We start from the raw sequence: 17,620 nt of genomic DNA, 5'->3' as shown, positions 1-17,620 counted from the left end.
TCAACTACCCTGCTCGCAGGCTTTCGCCTCCAGATATTCCAAAAACGCACGCAGCCCCGCCCTCAGCCCATAATCCCGCCGGTGGATCATGAAAATATCGCGCTGAACCGTCGGATCGTCCCCGCCAAACGCGAGAAGCCGGCCTTCCTCGATCTCCTTCCGAACCGCCAGATCCGAAATCATCGCGATTCCCAGACCGCAGGCAACCATGCGCTTAATCGCTTCGGTATCATCGACGCGCGCAACGATATTCAGCTCGTTTTCCGTCAAGCCGGCCTGCGCCAGGAAACGCTCGGCGCTCTGAAGACTGCCGCTCCCCTGTTCCCGGAAAATAAGCGGTTCGCGAAGCAGCTCCAAAACTGGATCCAACCGGCTCAGCAGAAGCTCCTGATACTTTTCAACCGGCGGCGTAATAAAAACGAGCCGATCGGACCAGAGCCTGACGCAGGCGAAGGCGCTATCCTGATAAGCCAGACTGACAAACCCGACATCATACCGGCTTTCGATAACACCGTCGATAACCTTCTGGCTTCCGGATTGATGCAGCTCGAAGCTGAAATCCGGTACCCGCCGGCGATACGCCGTCAGAAGATCGGGAAGCAGGTAAGCCGACGGAATCGTCGAAGCGCCGATACAGACCGGCACGCGACGGCCGCTCGAACAACGCCGGTAAATTTTTTCTCGAACCGCTAAAATTCCGGAAGCATATTCGAACAGCTCTTCACCCGCGGCGGTCAGCCGAATCGATTTTGTCGTCCGTTCCAGGAGCTTCGTCTGCAGCTCCTCTTCGAGCTGGCTGACCTGCGCGCTGACGCTCGGCTGCGTCAGGAATAACGCTCTGGCGGCCTTGGTAAAGCTCTGATAGCGAACGACCGCAGTGAACGCGGCTAAATGCTTAAACTCCATGGCTGAGTTCTTCCAGCGCCTTGACGGCGAAACGCACCTCGTCGAGCGTATTCCGCCAGCCAAACGAGAAGCGGATCGTTCCGTCTGGAAACGTCCCCAACGCCTTGTGCGCGCCGGGCGCACAGTGCAGCCCCACGCGCGTCATAACGCCGTACGCCTCCGCCAGACGATCGGCGGCTTCCGCCTGATCCGTATGGAGAAGCTGAACCGAGACGACGCCCGTCCTCCCGGAAAGGTCGGGCCGCCCAACGACCCGGAGCCTTCCGTCGTCGGCGAGCGGCCGCAGCCCAGCCAGAAAAGCCTCGGTCAGCGCCATTTCATGCGCATAAATCGCGTCGATTCCGCGTTCGCGAATCCAACCAAGCGCAGCGTGAAGCCCCATAATGCCGGGCAGGTTCAGCGTTCCCGCCTCGAACCGATCCGGCATGAACTCCGGAACGCTTTCGGAATAACTGACGCTTCCGGTTCCGCCGGAGATCAGCGGCTCAATCGCCGTCTCCAGCCCGGAACGCAGCAGGAAACCGCCGACGCCCTGCGGACCGAGCAATCCTTTATGCCCGGTAAACGCCAGCGCATCGATTCGCATTTCCCGCATGTCGATCGGAAGAACGCCGGCGCTCTGCGCTGAATCGACGATAAACGTCAGCCCATGATCGGCGCAGAAGGCCCCAACCCGCGCAACCGGCAGTACCGTTCCGCAAACGTTGCTCGCATGCGTCATCACCACCGCCCTCGTCCGCTCAGTCAGGAGCGCCGCCATCTCATCCAGATTGAGCGATCCGTCCGGATTCGCCGGTACTCGCGAAAAGGCGACGCTCTCTCGGCGCAGCTGCGTCAGCGGGCGCATAACGGCGTTATGTTCCATGGAGGAAACCAGAACGTGATCCCCTGGGCGGAGAAAACCCTTCAGGAGAACGTTGAGACTCTCGGTCACGCTCCGGGTAAAGACGACAGAGCGCGCGTCCTCCCCATGGAACAGATCGCAAAGCCACTCCCGCGTTTCGTAAACCGTCTCCTCCACGTCGTACGCCCCCGGGTAACCGCCGCGATTAATATTGCAGCCCTGTTCGGAAATATAGCGGTAAACCGCGTCGGCGACCGCCTCCGGTTTCGGAAAACTCGTCGCCGCGTTGTCGAAGTAAATTCTGCCCATATTGATCCCTTATCGACGCATGATTCCTGATTATAGTCGCTGCTTATAATAGGCGCAAATAAATCCACGCTGTCAGCCGATAAATCCTATTTGAAGTTTTCAAATCGGAATGGTAGGATAAAGTCTGCAATGATTCATTTTATGAACGGAGTCAAATCGATATGATCAGGAAAAAAGAGAATCGGTTTATTATCCTCGCCGGAATCATCATCGGCATCGTCGCGTCCTTGCTTGTATATTTCGGGAACCCCAAAAATATGGGTTTCTGTATCGCCTGTTTCATTCGCGATATCGCCGGCGGACTGGGGCTTCACCGCGCCGCCCCAGTTCAGTATATCCGCCCAGAAATTATCGGAATCGTCCTGAGCGCGCTGATCCTTTCGGTCGTCCGGAAAGAATTCGCGCCGCGCGGCGGGAGCTCGCCGGTAACCCGATTCGTTCTTGGCGCCTTCGTCATGATCGGCGGGCTGATGTTCCTCGGCTGCCCGTTCCGCATGATCGTCCGACTGGCGGGCGGGGATCTGAACGCGATCGTCGGCCTGATCGGGTTTGTCTGCGGGATTGCCGTTGGGATCTTCTTCCTGAATAAAGGCTATACGCTGGGACGAACGTATAAACAGCGGCCGCCCGAAGGCGCCGTATTCCCATTCCTGCAAGCCGTCCTTCTCTTGCTCCTCGTCGCCGCGCCCGCGTTTATTTTCTTCACGGAAGCCGGCGGGGGCCCCGGGGCGAAGCATGCCGCTATCGCCGTCAGCCTTGCGGCCGGGTTGATCGTCGGGAGCCTGGCGCAGCGGTCGCGCCTGTGCATGATCGGCGGGTTCCGCGACCTGATCCTCTTCCGCGAAACCAGGCTCATCGCCGGTTTTATCGCGATCCTCTGCAGCGCGCTGATCGTCAACCTTGCGCTGACCGCGCTGACCGGAGAGGCCTATTTTTCATTCGCTTTCGCCGGTCAGCCGATCGCGCATACAGACGGCCTTTGGAACGCGGCAGGCATGTTCCTCGTCGGGTTCGCGTCGGTCCTGCTGGGCGGCTGCCCGCTGCGGCAGCTTGTCCTCGCGGGCGAAGGCAATATTGACAGCGCAATTACGATTCTCGGCCTTACTGCCGGCGCGGCGTTTGCGCATAATTTCGGGCTGGCTTCGAGCGGAGAAGGCCCGACCGCGAACGGAAAAATCGCCGTCGTCATCGGAATTGCCGTCTGCGTGCTGATCGCGTCGCTGAATACGTTCCGCAAAGCGAAAAACTAACTGAAATCCCAAGGGAGGAAACCAGAAATGAAAACGATTGACGTCAGAGGGCTGTCCTGCCCCGAACCGGTCATTCAGACGCGCGAAGCGATCCAGAGCGGTGAAAGCGCGATCCAGATCCTCGTCGACAGCCCGACAGCGCGGGAAAACGTCGTCCGCTTCGCCGAAGGGCAGGGCTTCCGGTCCGCCGTTGAAGAAGAAAACGGAACGTTTACGATTACGCTCAGGAAATAAGCGAGAACCGCTTGACCGTCTATCTCGCGACGTTCTATTCGCATTTTGGCGCAATCCGGTTCAAGAAGCGCTGCGACGCGTGCGCGTTTCCCGCCCGGCTGATGCCCGTGCCGCGATCGCTGAGCAGCAGCTGCGGAATCTGCGTCAGGTTCGAGACGGACGAACCGATTCCGAACGAATTCATTTCGGAGGACGTCGAACGGATCGTGGAACCGAACGAAGCGGGTTATCAGGAACGTTACCGCGCTGAATTCAGTTAAAAAACAGGGGGATCGGCCCCGAAAGGCCCGTTCCCCTGAAAAAATGTTATTGAAGCTCGTACTTGACGACGCCGCCGACCAGGTTAACCTCCAGCGCGTACCGCTGGTCCAGCTCAAAAGCTGTATATTCTTCGAGCGTCCCCGGCGAATACAGGTATTCCTTCCCTCCGTCGTCGGCAAATTCGACCCGATAACTCGTTGTATTCTCGCCTTCCCGCTGTCCGGGGATCAGGTTCAGCTCCGGGAAATACGGACGGTTATCCGATCCCGACGCGGTTCGGGTATCGACGATGTCCCACGCCTTATACGTGTATTCGCATTCATCATCATAAACTGTATAAGTACAGTCCTGAACCTCTTTCGAATAACCGTTTCCTTGATCGACGAAATACGGCTCGCCGCATTCTTCTTCCGCGCCGGCGATATAACTGCTGCTCGTTTCTCGAGGACTTCGATACCGGTTCGTGATTTTTCCGTCGGAAGGAACCTCGTCGCACCAAGCCGTCCCGGTCTTCTGGATAAGCTCCAGAATATTTACCGACGTCTCCCAGTTCTTTTCCGTAACTCGGGCCGTCAACGAATTCGTTTTCAAAAACAGGAACAGGATCACGCCGATCAGCGCCGCGAGGATAACCGCCGCAATAATACAACCGGTCGATTTTCTCTTCGGCTTCGGAGCCGGCGCCGCGGGCTCCGCTTTCACGGTTGTATCCAACGGCGATCCGCAGCCGGCGCACTTGAGCGCGCTGACCGGGTTCTCCGTTCCGCAAACACCGCAAGTCACCGCTTTTTCAACCGGCCCCGTCGGCCCGGCGTAAACGGCGCCCGATTCCCGAGCTTCGCCCTCCCCTAAATCCGCTCCGCAGTTCTGACAGCTCTTCGCGGTCGATGGATTTCGATTTCCGCAATAGGCGCAGTAAATATCCGGCCCGGAGGCAGCTTCCGAAATTTTTTCCGGATCGGCGACAAGTTCGCTCGAAAGAGGCCGTTCGAATTGAACGTCTTTCGGCTGCGCCGCGCCGCAGCTCGAACAATAGCGTACAGACCCGCGATTCTTCGCCTGACAATTCGGGCAAGTCCATACCATTTCTACGTATCCTAAGCTCTTCTGAGCCATTGCTGAAATCCTCCTTAAACCCCATGATCAAGTCGGTTGAATCAACCGATCCATTATATAATACCTTATAAAAAGCGAGAGGGAGAAATTGGAATGCTCTCCATACTGGATTATATCCAACGGATTCAGACGCTGAATCAGCATAACTATCGCTACCACGTACTTGAACAGCCGATCATCACCGACGCCGAATTCGACCGCCTTCTGAATGAACTGCGGCAGATCGAAGCAGCGCATCCGGACTGGATCCGGGCCGATTCGCCGACCCAGCGCGTCGGCGCGCCCGCCTCCGGGCGGTTCCCTGCGGTCGCGCATCCGAAGCCCGTCCTCAGCTTAGCCAACGCCTTCTCGGCGCAGGACGTCGCCGCCTGGGCCGAGCGCATCCGAAAAATCGACCCGGACGCGGACAGCGCTGGCTACGTCATGGAGCCCAAAATTGACGGACTGACCGTCGTTCTGACATATCGGAGCGGCGCCTTGACGGGCGGGACGACGCGCGGGGACGGGCTTGTCGGCGAAGATATCACGGCGAATATCCGCGCGATCCGCTCCGTTCCCCTCCGGATCCCGCTTTCGAACGAATCCGTCCCCGTCCCTGAAACGATCGTCGTCCGCGGCGAAGTCTACATTGAAAATCAGGATTTCGAGCGGCTGAACGACGAAATCGTCCGGAACGGCGAAAAACCGTACCTGAACCCGCGGAATACCGCTTCCGGCTCGCTCAGGCAGCTGAACCCCGCGGTGACCGCCGCTCGTCCGTTGAAAATCCTGATTTACCAGGTCCTGGACGATTCGCACGACGTTCCCATACCCATGCAGCAAACCGAACGGACCGACTACCTGCGAAAGCTTGGCTTTCCGACATTCGACGAAGCCAGATACTTTCCGACGCTTGACGGCGTTCTCAACGATATTCCGAACTGGACGCAGATTCGCGAAACGATCCGCTACGAAATCGATGGCATTGTGATCAAGGTCAACGACCTGGTCACCGCGGACGCGCTCGGATTCGCCGGAAAAGATCCGCGCGGTGCGATCGCGCTGAAATTCCCCGCGCGCGAAGCCATGACAAGACTCCTCTATATCAGCGTCGCCGTCGGGAGAACCGGGATCCTGACCCCAACGGCCATGATGGAGCCTGCGGAAATCGGCGGTGCCACGATTCGTCAGGCCTCGCTCCATAACTTCGATTTCATTCGCGACCGCGATATTCGAATCGGGGACCAGCTCCTGATCAAGCGCGCCGGCGACGTGATCCCGTATGTCGTCGCGTCGATCCCTGAACGCCGCGATGGGAGCCAGCTTCCCTACGTTCCGCCGGCGAAATGTCCTTCCTGCGGCGAGCCGGTCGAAAGCTTCCCCGGCGAAATCGGCCTTTTCTGTATCAACAGCCGCTGCCCGGCGCAGCTTATTCGCGTCGTCGAATACTTCGCGTCCAGGACCGCGATGGATATCGAAGGGCTGGGGATCCGGATCGTTGAACAAATCTGCGAAAGCGGAATGGTCGCGGATTACGCCGACCTGTACGCCCTGACCCGGGACCAGCTCCTGACCCTCCCGGGCTTCGGAGAAAAGAAAGCCGACAACCTGATCGCCGCGATCGAGGCCTCGAAATCCCGTCCGCTCGCCCGCGTGATCAACGCGCTCGGGATCCGTAACGTCGGCGAAGTCATCGCCGCGTCGTTAGCCAACCGCTTCGGATCGATCGCCGCGCTTCGCGAAGCGGCGGACTCGGAACTCACCGCGATCGACGGCGTCGGCGAAACGCTCGCTGAATCAATTATCGAATGGTTCCGTTCCCCTCGCAACCTGGAAATCGTCGGGAAACTCCGCCAGGCCGGAATCGATCCGACCGTCGAAAGGCGCGACGCTGAAGGCGCTGATAAAAACGCGCCGGAAAACCTGCCGCTCGCCGGGCAAACCGTCGTCGTCACCGGGACGCTCAAACGCTTTACCCGCGAATCGATCCATGAACAGATCGTTCGCCTGGGCGGGAAAGCTGGCGACTCGGTCAGCCGGAAAACCTCATTCGTTATTTATGGCGAGAAAGCCGGCTCAAAACTCGAAAAAGCGCGAAAACTTGGCGTCCCCGTCCACGCGGAAGACGAATTTCTGAATACCTATACGCAGTTTCTTGAATCGCCCGGAGAACCGGAATAACGAGAGAAAAGACCCTGGATCAGCGCCAATTCCGGCCCGCGTTCTCCAGATTCGCCAGCCAGCGCGGCAGCTTCCGCCGCAGGATCGGCGAACCGCAATACTTTTCCTTAAACGTCGCCTGCGTCAGCTCAAAATCGCGCTCGTCCGGAAACGCGGCCCCATTGGGGATCAGGATCCCAGAGGACGTTTTCGCCGGGGTTATTTCGAGACGCATCGCCGATCGATTCCAAGGGCAGACATCCGTGCACACGTCACAGCCGAAAACCCGGGTTCCGATCCGTTCCCAAAGTTCCGCCTCCAGAGACGATTTCCGTTCGATCGTCAGGTAAGAGATACAGCGGCGCGCGTCAATTTCGCGCATCTCTCCGTCGATACAGCCCATCGGGCAAGCCTCAACGCAGCGGCGGCAGCTTCCGCACCATTCCCCGATAAACGGCGCGTCTGCCTCGAAAGCCGCGTCCGTAAACGCGACCGCCAACAGCGTTTTCGAACCGAACCGCGGATGAATCAGCATCGAGCTGCGTCCGATCCAGCCCAACCCGGCGCGGACCGCCAGCGCGCGCTCAAAGACCGGCGAAGAATCGGCGCAGATTTTCCATCGCAGTTCCGAAGCGAAAACGCGGTTATAACGTTCGAAAAGCTCGTTCAGCCGGACAGGAATCGTATCGTGATAATCGTAATAACGGGCGAAATCCGCGACCTGATACCCACGGTCGGGTCGCGGCCAGACGCCGATCCGGACGCCGAAAACGATTGCGCTCCGCCCGTCGGGGAAAAGCGCGCGCGGATCCGCACGTTTCGCGATCGTATCCGCCCGTTCGAGATAAACCATTTCGCCATGACAGCCGCGCCGAAGCCAATCCAGATAACGCAGCGTTTCGGCTTCGAGCGGATCGGCCGTCGTGAACCCGGTAAAGCTAAAGCCGAGACGGTTCGCCTCGGCTCTGATCCAGTTTTTCCGATCGCTTGAAGTCATGAAGGACTTCACCCGCGGTTATTTTACCAGGACCGCTGAGAAAATATTATCTAAAATAACCGCCCCGTCGTTGTCGATCAGCTCGAAATAGGCGTTATAAATTCCCGGCGAATCGCGTCCGTCGAACGTGACTTCGACCGTAACGCTCTCACCCTTCGGAACCGCAGGGAGCATGATAACTTTTCCTTCGATCGGGACGACGCCCTTATAGTAGCGAAGATAAAATTCATCCGTCCAATCGAGCGGCCCGACGTTTTTAAACGTCCAGCTCATCTTCCAATCTTCGTACATCTTGATCTGCATGTAGTTCTTCCCCTGTCCCGTCATTTTCGCCATATACGAATAGACGGTCGGCGTCGGCTTCCAGACGCCCGGCCCAAGCCCCGTAACGCCCGGGGAAGCCGGAGCCAGCGCCGCCTGCGTCGACTGCGCGGAGAACTGCCAATAGACGGTTGAATAGATTTCGCCGTAGACGGTCGCGGCGACCTCCGTCCGGAGCGCGTCGAACTCCGCCGGAGCGAGCTGCGCGCTGAAATGAGTAAACCCGATCAGCGTCAGCGCCAACACAGTAATTATAATTAAAAGAAACTTTTTATTCATACGCCGCTTCGCTTACTCAACCTTAATCGTCACGTCGACCATGCAGAAATTATTATCGCCTTCGTCGGAAATGACCCAGGCCATCTTATACTCACCCGCTGTCGACGGCGCGACGATATCGATCGTGAACTGAGCGGTAGCCTGCGGAGCCGCGGCAACCGGGAGCTTATAGCGGGTATTCCCGGCTTTCGCGAAGTTCGTCCCGGAATAGAACCGGATCGAGTAATCCGTCGTCCAGGTCGTCGTTCCCGTATTCGTCACGTACCAGGTCAGATCGGCGGTCTGGCCGGCCTTGAAGACCGTCCCGTCCTTGATATTCTGGTCCGAGTAGACGCACTGATTCCCCGTCTTTCCCAGCGTCGCGGTCGGGAGCGCGGCGGGAATCGTCGGGATCGCTTCTCCCACCGCCGGGATCGCGCCAGGCGCGGCGTCACCGCCGGTCGCGATCGTCGGAATCGCCATCATCGTTGGGATCTCCGTCGGGATGATCGGCGTGTACGTCGGCTCCGGCGTCTCCGTCGGCATCGCCCAGGCCGTCTGGGTATATTGCGCGGCGATCGTCGCAGCGGCGTCCGTCGCCAGAAGATTCAAATCGACCGTCGGGACCGGGGTTTCCGCCGGACCACATGCGCTCAGCACAAAAACCGCGATGCCCATCAAGATAAGATAAGAAACTTTTCGCATTTTCATGAACTCCTTCAATTTTCAACTGATCCGTTTAATATTCTACCAAAAAAACCGGCCGGCTGAGTTCGCGGCGGAAAAACCGGCAGCCCCGGTCCGGACAGACCGCATCCTTCGCTTCGCTACAAAATCCGACGCGCTTCAATATAAAAGCGCTTTTCCTGCGCCTCGCCCATCGAAAACGTCTTGCGCGGGAGCGCGCCGTCTTTGATAATCCCTTCGAAGAAGCCGTTTTTCTGAACCGGCGGGAGATAAATCCCCGCGTTCCCTTTCACGTCGGACAGCGCGCTCAACTCTTCCGTACCATGCAGGTAGTCGACTTCTTTAAAGAACCCGGCCTTCCTGAGCTGGTCAAGGAACTGCTGAACCGACCCGACGCAGAGCGCAGACCGCGGCTCCGCGAACGTAACCTTGACGAACTCGCCGTCTTCGATCAGTCCGAACGACTGGACGCCGTCCTTCGTCGCGTCGACCGCGGCGAAAAGCGTTTCCCGATTCGCGAACGGCTCGAACGTAACCGTCCCGCCGAATTCGCCGGTCAGCGCATTCTTCAGCGAACCGCTCAGGCCTGAAACGATCCGATGAATCGGCTCAAATTCCTGCGCCGCGGCATGAAGATTTTCCAGCTCAACCATTGCGTATCGGGCCGGGTGATCCGGGCCCCAGGCCTTCTTATTCTTTTCCCAGATTTCCTTCGCCGTCGCTAACGAATGATTCCCGTCGCCGATTGCGAAAAGAATCCGATTTCGCTCATTCAGCGGACCATACTTCTTCGTCAGCGTCTCGTCGGAACGGAGCCGATCGACCGCCGCCAGGACACGCCGTTCGATTTCCCCGTCGGCGAGCGAATAACCGCGGATATGCCCACTCCCCATCATCAGGTCGAAGTCATACGCGACCGGAAGCGTATCCCTGATTGCGACCAGCGGCTCGATCAGCAGCTTTTCCGTATCGTCGACGAGGACCAGAATATGCGGAAGTTCGAGCGGCGCGCCTTCGCGGATCTTCATTCGCGGCGGGATCCGTTCGGCGACCGTCCCCTCCGTCGCGCGGATCCAGCTCGTCGAAGCGCGCGTGTAATCGTACGCCTCCAGATCGATCGCAGCCATCAGCCCATACCGCGTCGCGTGGCCGATCTGACGCTCGACTAAGATCATGCCGCGATGCGTCGTGAAAACGTTCTCTTCGTCGTACGCGCGCATGGCGGACCGGATTTGCTGAATTTTTTTCGCTTCGTCGACCTTCCCTAAATAATATTCCGGGAAAATCAGGTTCAGCGTCGACGGCGAATCGCCGACGAACGCTTCAACGCGCTTCCAATACGCCTCGTTCGACGTATACTGATCGCAGGCGATCACAGCCCACTTCTCCAGATCGACCGAAGCGTTCGGAAGCAGGATTTCGGGGGGCAGGACGACAGGTTTTTGACAGTCCATTTAAATTCTCCTTTATCGATGACGTTTCGTTTATTCTATCCTAAACCATGAAAATCCGGCCGTTTCCGCCCGGAATTCCCGGCTCTCGACGCAGCGGGATGAACTGATTCTGGATGGGAACATACTGGATTTTTACATTGCCTGCAAGCAGGTTTACGTTCTGACCTTATCCGGCCTGACCGTTGACAGGATCTTCAAAATCGACAGACAGACCCTGGAACGAAAAATGATCTGGACGGAATAAAAAACCGATGATAGGATTTATCTTTGATTTGGAGACGGACGCAGGTTATGGGCGCAATTAAAGGAATTTTGCCGCGATCGGCGCGAAGACGTCGTCGGTCGATCGCACGATGAAAGAAATTCCGAAGTCGACAGGAGCAGCATCGCAGAAGCTAAATCTGGTTAACCAGGACTTGCGATTCGGGACAGGAGGAAAATTCATTCGCGAAGATGCCGGACGCAGCGAATCCAGTAAGCTGTAGAATTGCGCAAGGCGAGCGGAAGTTCAGTGATCCGCGCTGGACATAAGCGGCGGATACCTGGGATAGTCGGGACTGAATACGATATCCACGTAAGCCGGAGCTGAGCGGCATTTCCCGACATAGTTCCTTCTGATATTCGTCCACTGGATCGCATATTGCTGTTTCACCGTTCGCGTAATCGCCTGCCTCGTACATTCGGCGCCGGCATGATAGGTCGCGACCGACAGCTTCCACAACGTCTGATAATCCGTAATATGCTGCAGCGGCCGATTCCGCAGATCAATAATGATCCAGCCAACCTGTCTTTCGCAGGCGAAAAGAATTCTGGCAGTCAGCATAATACCTTCGTCCGCGCGCGCTTCCCGGACGATAACGCCGCGAAGGAGGCGGCGATGCGGCTCGTCCATGGCCTCATATCCCGCGGCGCAGAGCTCCGGCAGAAGCGGGTAAACTTCCGCGCACGCGGACGCGAACGTCGAAGGCGACCATCGCAGCAACGTATCCACGCCAAGCTGAGTCAGATGACCCGCTCCGATTTCTCCGGGTTGTCCGGAAAATTTCGTGAATTGAGATTCGCCCAGCAGGACGTTTTTCAGGAGTCCCGGCGGAATTCGAAACGCGGTTCCGGCGCGCGTAATCTGCTGGTTCGCGTCGTTCTGGCGCAGGATAACCTGCTCACGGCATGCGTCGATTCCGCATCCGTTGGGAGTTTTCCCGTCTAAAAGCCCGAATCCTGGACAGTCGCGAGCGCGAACCGTGCCGTTTCTGATGAACTCTGCGCAGAGGCCGTAGAGCTGATATTCCGTATAGATATCGTCTTCCGTCTGACTGGGCGCTAATACGGTTCCGTCCAGTCTGCCCAGCTCTAAGGGCGACGGGACGACGTACCAGTTTTCCGCCCCGTATAGCGAGTCCCCGAACCGATCGCACCAGAGCCATTCCAGAAAAAAAAGATCCGGGGAGCGCATGAGCCGTTTAAATCGAAAAAAAATATGGTGCAGCTTTCCACTGGTTCCCTCCGGATCGATCAGGCTTGCGGTGATCCATGAATTCTTTTTAGAGGAAGGCGGCGCTAAAGCAATCTGGCAGACTGGCGCTGCGCATGTGAAATCTTCGTTATCGATCGTGATTTGGAAAACAGACTGCGCGTCTGACTGGGACCGTACGGAGAATTCGATAATCGGAATCTGATCGCAGATGGCGTTGGGTTCGCAGTTCAACGGACGGATTTCAATTTCGCGCAGCCCCATGACTGAGCTGCTGTCGATCCAAATGTCTTCGTGCGGATCAGACTGGAGCGAAAAGCCACGAAGAAAATAGCCGTCGCAGGCCAGGAACGTCGGATCGTCGCATTGCGGCGTCAGCGCGAATTCGGACGCGATCCGATCGCCGCAGTGGATACGAAGGACATCGTTCCCGGGCGGATTCGCGTCGCTTGTAGAAAAGGCGCAGGCGACGGAAAAGTCCCGATAAGCGCGAAGCTCCCAGTTGAATTCGGAGGTTGCGAAGACTTGGGATGGGATCGGGACGAGAAGGAACGCTGTGATGATTAAAACCAGACAGACTGCCTTCTGTCCATGCATAGGATCACCTCTGAGTGTAAAATAAATTTGGCCATATAATATATCTTATATTTTAGATGCGGTCATGAGAAAAGCAAGATGATTTTTGTCACTTATTTTGCTGGATAAGCGACATATTGTTTTTCCCATCTTGCGTCCTCGTCTTTGGTAGTTCATGCCAGAAACTTTAGAAAGCGGGTGGAAAAATATAAGGATTTCTTCGTAATTGACAGCCCTGCTTATAAAATAATAACTTGACAAGGCCCGGTTTTTCATGCTGTAATAATGGCGTTAGCGGCATTATTTCTGGGAAATTATGCTTTATTATCTCAAGAAAACGAAGCAGAAAAATCGAACCTATCTCTCGATCGACAAAAGCTTTTATTCCCCGGAGAAAAAAGGCACCGCGCATTTCTGTTATCAATTCTTAGGTTCGGTAGAAACCCATATTCAAAGTTAAACAGGATATAACCTGCTGGTAACTTCTGAGATCGGCATGCCGAATCAGCAGATTTACGACACCTGCCATAATCTTTGGCGCATTGAAGAAGCCTTTCGAATCATGAAATCCGATCTGGATGCGCGTCCAGTTTTTCTGAGAAAAAAGGAAACGATCCAGGATCATTTTCTGATCTGCTATCTGACCGTTTTGCTGGAGAGATTCTTCCAAACGAAAATTCTGAAGAATTGGTTCTCAGCCAGCGAGATCTTCGAATTCTTTCGTAAATTCCGGGTGGCCAAGGTCGATCGCAAGTATCTGCGCCTGGCAACCGATACGGACCTTATTGAGCATTTATCCGCAATATTTGGTTTGCCTCAGACGAATTACTTTGGGATATGAAAAAACCAGAGCTTAGAGTACTCCGGTTCTCGTTTAGTAGCGGGGGCACGATTCGAACGTACGACCTCCGGGTTATGAGCCCGACGAGCTGCCTCTGCTCTACCCCGCATCAACACTATATATAATACCGTCCTTCTCAGATTCTGTCAAGTTGAACAAATTTCACACTCAGTTGCGTTTTGCAGCGCCGATTTTTCCGCCATTTGGTAAAATTGAATCGATGATTCTATGAAATAAGGAGCTTACGCTTTCGTGAAATCCGAACCGCAAGGTTTATTTTTCAGCAACAGGAATTTTTTTCGATCCGATCGTTTCGGCTACGTGCTGCTCTTTCTTCTCAGCGCCGCGGCGTTCCTCCCGCTGATTACCCGGATCGGTTTTTACTGGGACGATTGGCCGATGCTCTGGTTCGAGGTTACCCAGGGGCCGCAGGGCTTCGCCGACGCGTTTACCAGCGATCGCCCGTTTCTCGGGATCCTTTACCGTTGGACCGGCGAAATCTTTTCCGTCAATCCGCTGAGCTGGCAGCTGCTCACCGTCGTCTTCCGCTGGCTCGCCGGCTGCGCTTTCTTTAAAACGCTGCGCCTCCTCTGGAAAGACCGGCCCGATGAAACGCTTTGGATCGCGGCGATCTGCGCCGTGTACTCGGGCTTCAAACAGACGCCGATCGCTTACGTCTGGGGAAACGCGTTCATCCTCCTGTTCTTCTACCTGCTCTCCTATGTCTTCATGTTCCTGGCGATCGACGCGTTCCAGGCGAAACGGACCGCTATCGCGATAGCGCATACCGTTCTGGGCGTCGTCTGCTACCTGCTCTGCACGCTCTGTACAGAATATTACACCGGGCTGGATCTGGCGCGCGTTGTCATGATCTGGGTTTACCTGCGCCGGGAACGGACGGAACCGACGTCCGGACTGCGCCTGATCCGCGATTCCGTCCTGAGCTGGGTCCCTTACCTGACCGCGTTTATCGGCTTCATGGTATGGCGCGTTTTCGTTTTCCGCTTTCCGTCGTACCGGCCGGTCCTGCTCGATCGTCTGACCGCGGACCCGCTGCGAACCGGACTCGGACTTCTCCGAACGGTTCTTCAGGACGCGTTGACCGCGACCTGGTCGGCCTGGTTCGAGTTTTTCCGCTTCCCATTCAGCGAATCCACCGCCGCGTTCTCCGACCGCGTTTTCTGGATCGTCGTCCTCCTGTCGTTTACCTTCCTGACCGCCGCGCTGATCCTCAGGAAAAACGCGGCGCCGAAGAATAACGGAGCGTCGGATCGCGGCTGGACCGGCGGCGCGGTCATCATCGGCCTCAGCGCCATCGTCCTCCCAGGGCTTCCCTACGTCGTCACCGACCTGTCGCCTGCGCTGACGTTCCCGCGCGACCGCTGGCTGACCGCGTACATGTTCGGGTCAGCGATCCTGCTGGTCGCGCTGATCGATTGGGCGCTGCGGACCAAGGTTCAGAAAATCCTGCTCGTCGCGCTGACGGCTGCGTTCATGACCGGCGGCAACGTCCTTAACACCAACAGCTATGCCCGCGATTGGCAGCTGCAAAAGAGTCTCGTCGAGCAGCTGCAAGCCCGGATCCCCAGGCTCGAAGAGCGGACCTACTTCTTCACCGATTTCAACCCGCTCAGCTATGAAACCGACAATTCGCTGACCGGGATGATTAATTTAGCGCTTTTCCCGGATCATCAAACGCTCGACCTTCCGACCGCGGTCGGATTCTTCGACGTCCGCTTTGATCGCGACCTGACCCAGCTCGAATCCGGCGCACCGATTTATCATGGCTTCCGTTCCGCCCTTTTCAGCGGCCGCGCCTCCGACCTCATCGTCTATTTTTACGCGCCGCCCGGATGCCTGCGCGTTCTGGACCCAGCTCAGCATGCCGATCTCCCGATTTTCCCGTCCTCGTTCTATGACCTGATCCCGCTATCGAACCTCGATCGGATCCGCCGCTCGGATCAGGCGCGGACTCCGTTCCTGCGAGAACGGGTCTTCAGGGACAGCGGCGGCGAAACCTGGTGCGCCGCGTTTCAGAAAGCCGATCTCGCCCGCCAATTTGAAGACTGGGAAGAGATCGCGAAAATCGGCGACGAATCGATCCGCCTCGGCGCGAAGGATCTCTCACCGGCGGAAGCCTCGGAGCTGATCCCATTCATCGAAGCCTATGCGCATACAGCGCAATGGCAAAAGAACATCCCGCTGATCCGCGAAACACATCGCATGAACCCGGATCTGGATCGGCCGCTCTGTACCCGGATCCAGCGTCTCCTGAGCGAGTTCCCAATCGACAAGATTGAAACCTTCAATGAAGTTCAGGCCGCGTTCTATGACGTCGGCTGCAGCTTATATGCGAGTGAAAATGATAAATAACGACCCGTCTCCCGATTTCGAAGCGTCGATCGTAATCCCCGTTTACAACGGCGCGGATACGATTCCTGAACTGGCCGACCGGCTCAGCCGCGTCTGCCCGACGCTGTTTTCCAACTATGAGATAATTTTCATCGACGACGGATCGCCGGACCCGAGCTGGGCGACGATTCAGCGCTTAGCCGCGACGGTTCCCAACGTCGTCGGCGTCCGGCTGCGCCGGAACTTTGGTCAGCATAACGCGACCCTCTGCGGAATACGCGCGGCGCGTTTCCCAATCACGATCACGATGGACGACGACCTGCAGCATCCTCCGGAACAGCTGCCCGCGCTCCTTGACGAGTTCCGGAAAGGCTACGACGTCGTCTACGCCGTTCCGAAAAAATTGCCGCATGCCTGGTGGCGAAACCTCGGTTCCAGAATGATCAAGCTGATCCTCAGTAAGATCATGAACATCCCGATTCAGGACATCGGCGCCTTCCGGATATTCAGGACCGAGCTCCGCGACGCCTTCGCCGATTATCATAGTCCTGACGTATACATCGATCCGCTCCTGAGCTGGGGGACGACATCGTTCAGCCATATCGCCGTCGAAGAAAAACCGCGGACCGTCGGCGAATCGAATTACACGATGAAAAGCCTGATTAGAGCAACGCTCTCGATCATGACCGGATACAGCACGATCCCGCTGCGCTTAGCTTCCATGCTCGGGTTTTTCTTCCTGATCTTCGGCGTGATCGTCCTGATCTACGTTCTGTATATCGCGATCGTCGTCGGCTCGATCCCCGGCTGGCCGTTCTTAGCCTCCCTCGTCTCGCTCTTCTCGGGGGCGGAGCTCTTTTCGCTGGGCCTGATCGGCGAATATCTGGCTCGGATGTACGTGCGGACGATGGACCGGCCGGTTTATCTCGTCGCCGAACAGAGCGCCGCCGCCGAGACGAAGGGACAGGGCGAATGACGGCCGACATCCCGGGAATCCGGCGCTTCTTCCAGGATCAATTCGCCAGCCACGGCGAATCGGCGGAGGGCGTCGGCTGGAACTCCACCTATGCGCAGGATGTCCGCTTCGAGCAGCTCCTCAAAGTTGTCGACCGCGCGCAGCCCTTCACGATGATCGAGTTCGGCTGCGGTTATGGGTATTTAATTGACTACATGGACCAAAACGGCTGCAAACCGGACCGTTACTACGGCCTCGATATCGTCCCTGAATCGGTCGAAGCGGCGAAAACCCGCTTCGCAGGCCGTCAGAGCTGTACGTTTCATCTCGACCCCTCCGAAATTGCAGGTGCGGACTACCTCGTCGCATCCGGGGTCTTTAATATCAAACTCGACGCGTCCAACGCGGACTGGACCGAATACGTCCTGGAGAACTTAAAAAAATTCGACGCATGGACGAAAAAAGGGTTCGCCGTTAATTTCCTGACGAAATATTCCGACCCTGAACGGATGGCGCTCCGTCCGGATCTTTATTACGCCGATCCCTGCGCGCTGTTCGATTACTGCAAGCGCAGCTTCTCGCGCAACGTCGCGCTGCTGCATGATTACGAAATTTACGATTTTACCCTGCTCGTTCGTAAAAGCTGAAC

Annotated in this window: 16 protein-coding genes and 1 tRNA gene; 8 read left to right on the top strand and 9 right to left on the bottom strand. The window is 56.9% G+C overall.

What is annotated here, in order from left to right:
* Together BEQ56_07170 and BEQ56_07165 are read right to left on the bottom strand one after the other, a co-directional pair.
* On the bottom strand, nt 1-906 hold the full coding sequence (locus tag BEQ56_07170) for a hypothetical protein (GenBank protein ID AOH43273.1): 906 nt from the start codon (nt 904-906) through the stop codon (nt 1-3).
* Nucleotides 896-2,059 carry a cysteine desulfurase gene (locus BEQ56_07165; protein AOH43272.1) on the bottom strand — a complete coding sequence of 388 codons (1,164 nt, stop codon included), beginning with the start codon at nt 2,057-2,059 and terminating at the stop codon, nt 896-898. Before BEQ56_07165 ends, BEQ56_07170 begins: the two co-directional genes overlap by 11 nt.
* Before the next feature lie 161 nt (nt 2,060-2,220).
* On the opposite strand from BEQ56_07165, the gene BEQ56_07160 reads away from it, so the two are divergent.
* Genes BEQ56_07160 through BEQ56_07150 form a run of 3 tightly spaced genes read left to right on the top strand, consistent with a single transcriptional unit; the run spans nt 2,221 to nt 3,803 of the window.
* The gene (locus BEQ56_07160) at nt 2,221-3,309 is read left to right on the top strand and encodes a hypothetical protein (protein ID AOH43271.1); all 1,089 of its coding nucleotides are present in this window, start codon (nt 2,221-2,223) and stop codon (nt 3,307-3,309) included.
* A gap of 27 nt (nt 3,310-3,336) precedes the next feature.
* Complete coding sequence (locus tag BEQ56_07155) at nt 3,337-3,543, top strand: preprotein translocase subunit TatB (GenBank protein AOH43270.1); 207 nt, start codon at nt 3,337-3,339, stop codon at nt 3,541-3,543.
* A gap of 11 nt (nt 3,544-3,554) precedes the next feature.
* The gene (locus tag BEQ56_07150; GenBank protein ID AOH43269.1) at nt 3,555-3,803 is read left to right on the top strand and encodes a hypothetical protein; all 249 of its coding nucleotides are present in this window, start codon (nt 3,555-3,557) and stop codon (nt 3,801-3,803) included.
* 46 nt (nt 3,804-3,849) lie between these two features.
* On the opposite strand, the gene BEQ56_07145 is transcribed toward BEQ56_07150, so the two are convergent.
* Nucleotides 3,850-4,920, bottom strand: a complete 1,071-nt coding sequence (locus BEQ56_07145) for a hypothetical protein (GenBank protein AOH43268.1) — start codon at nt 4,918-4,920, stop codon at nt 3,850-3,852.
* 36 nt (nt 4,921-4,956) lie between these two features.
* Here BEQ56_07145 and BEQ56_07140 point away from each other — a divergent pair, with 36 nt between their 5' ends.
* Nucleotides 4,957-7,080: a DNA ligase (NAD(+)) LigA gene (locus BEQ56_07140; protein ID AOH43267.1), complete on the top strand. Its 2,124-nt coding sequence runs from the start codon at nt 4,957-4,959 to the stop codon at nt 7,078-7,080.
* Nucleotides 7,081-7,099: 19 nt separating this feature from the next.
* On the opposite strand, the gene BEQ56_07135 is transcribed toward BEQ56_07140, so the two are convergent.
* From BEQ56_07135 to BEQ56_07115, 5 genes are all read right to left on the bottom strand, one after another.
* Nucleotides 7,100-8,056, bottom strand: a complete 957-nt coding sequence (locus BEQ56_07135; GenBank protein AOH43266.1) for a tRNA epoxyqueuosine(34) reductase QueG — start codon at nt 8,054-8,056, stop codon at nt 7,100-7,102.
* An 18-nt stretch (nt 8,057-8,074) separates the two neighbouring features.
* Nucleotides 8,075-8,656 (bottom strand): hypothetical protein, encoded by a 582-nt coding sequence (locus BEQ56_07130; protein AOH43265.1) that lies wholly within the window; start codon nt 8,654-8,656, stop codon nt 8,075-8,077.
* 12 nt (nt 8,657-8,668) lie between these two features.
* Nucleotides 8,669-9,346: a hypothetical protein gene (locus BEQ56_07125; GenBank protein ID AOH43264.1), complete on the bottom strand. Its 678-nt coding sequence runs from the start codon at nt 9,344-9,346 to the stop codon at nt 8,669-8,671.
* 116 nt (nt 9,347-9,462) lie between these two features.
* Complete coding sequence (locus BEQ56_07120) at nt 9,463-10,776, bottom strand: hypothetical protein (GenBank protein ID AOH43263.1); 1,314 nt, start codon at nt 10,774-10,776, stop codon at nt 9,463-9,465.
* 508 nt (nt 10,777-11,284) lie between these two features.
* Nucleotides 11,285-12,844: a hypothetical protein gene (locus BEQ56_07115; GenBank protein AOH43262.1), complete on the bottom strand. Its 1,560-nt coding sequence runs from the start codon at nt 12,842-12,844 to the stop codon at nt 11,285-11,287.
* A 475-nt stretch (nt 12,845-13,319) separates the two neighbouring features.
* Between BEQ56_07115 and BEQ56_07110 the strand changes: the two genes are divergently transcribed.
* On the top strand, nt 13,320-13,664 hold the full coding sequence (locus tag BEQ56_07110) for a hypothetical protein (GenBank protein ID AOH43261.1): 345 nt from the start codon (nt 13,320-13,322) through the stop codon (nt 13,662-13,664).
* A gap of 34 nt (nt 13,665-13,698) precedes the next feature.
* Here BEQ56_07110 and BEQ56_07105 read toward each other — a convergent pair.
* Nucleotides 13,699-13,773: transfer RNA gene (locus tag BEQ56_07105), tRNA-Met, on the bottom strand.
* A gap of 143 nt (nt 13,774-13,916) precedes the next feature.
* Here BEQ56_07105 and BEQ56_07100 point away from each other — a divergent pair.
* Genes BEQ56_07100 through BEQ56_07090 form a run of 3 tightly spaced genes read left to right on the top strand, consistent with a single transcriptional unit; the run spans nt 13,917 to nt 17,618 of the window.
* The gene (locus BEQ56_07100) at nt 13,917-16,037 is read left to right on the top strand and encodes a hypothetical protein (GenBank protein ID AOH43260.1); all 2,121 of its coding nucleotides are present in this window, start codon (nt 13,917-13,919) and stop codon (nt 16,035-16,037) included.
* The gene (locus BEQ56_07095; protein ID AOH43259.1) at nt 16,027-16,992 is read left to right on the top strand and encodes a hypothetical protein; all 966 of its coding nucleotides are present in this window, start codon (nt 16,027-16,029) and stop codon (nt 16,990-16,992) included. The genes BEQ56_07100 and BEQ56_07095 overlap by 11 nt, the downstream gene beginning before the upstream one ends.
* Nucleotides 16,989-17,618 carry a hypothetical protein gene (locus BEQ56_07090; protein ID AOH43258.1) on the top strand — a complete coding sequence of 210 codons (630 nt, stop codon included), beginning with the start codon at nt 16,989-16,991 and terminating at the stop codon, nt 17,616-17,618. The genes BEQ56_07095 and BEQ56_07090 overlap by 4 nt, the downstream gene beginning before the upstream one ends.
* The last annotated feature ends 2 nt before the right edge of the window (nt 17,619-17,620 follow it).

The sequence above is a fragment of the Anaerolineaceae bacterium oral taxon 439 genome (assembly GCA_001717545.1).
Classification (GTDB): domain Bacteria; phylum Chloroflexota; class Anaerolineae; order Anaerolineales; family Anaerolineaceae; genus Flexilinea.
This window is presented reverse-complemented; position numbering and strand designations above follow the sequence as displayed.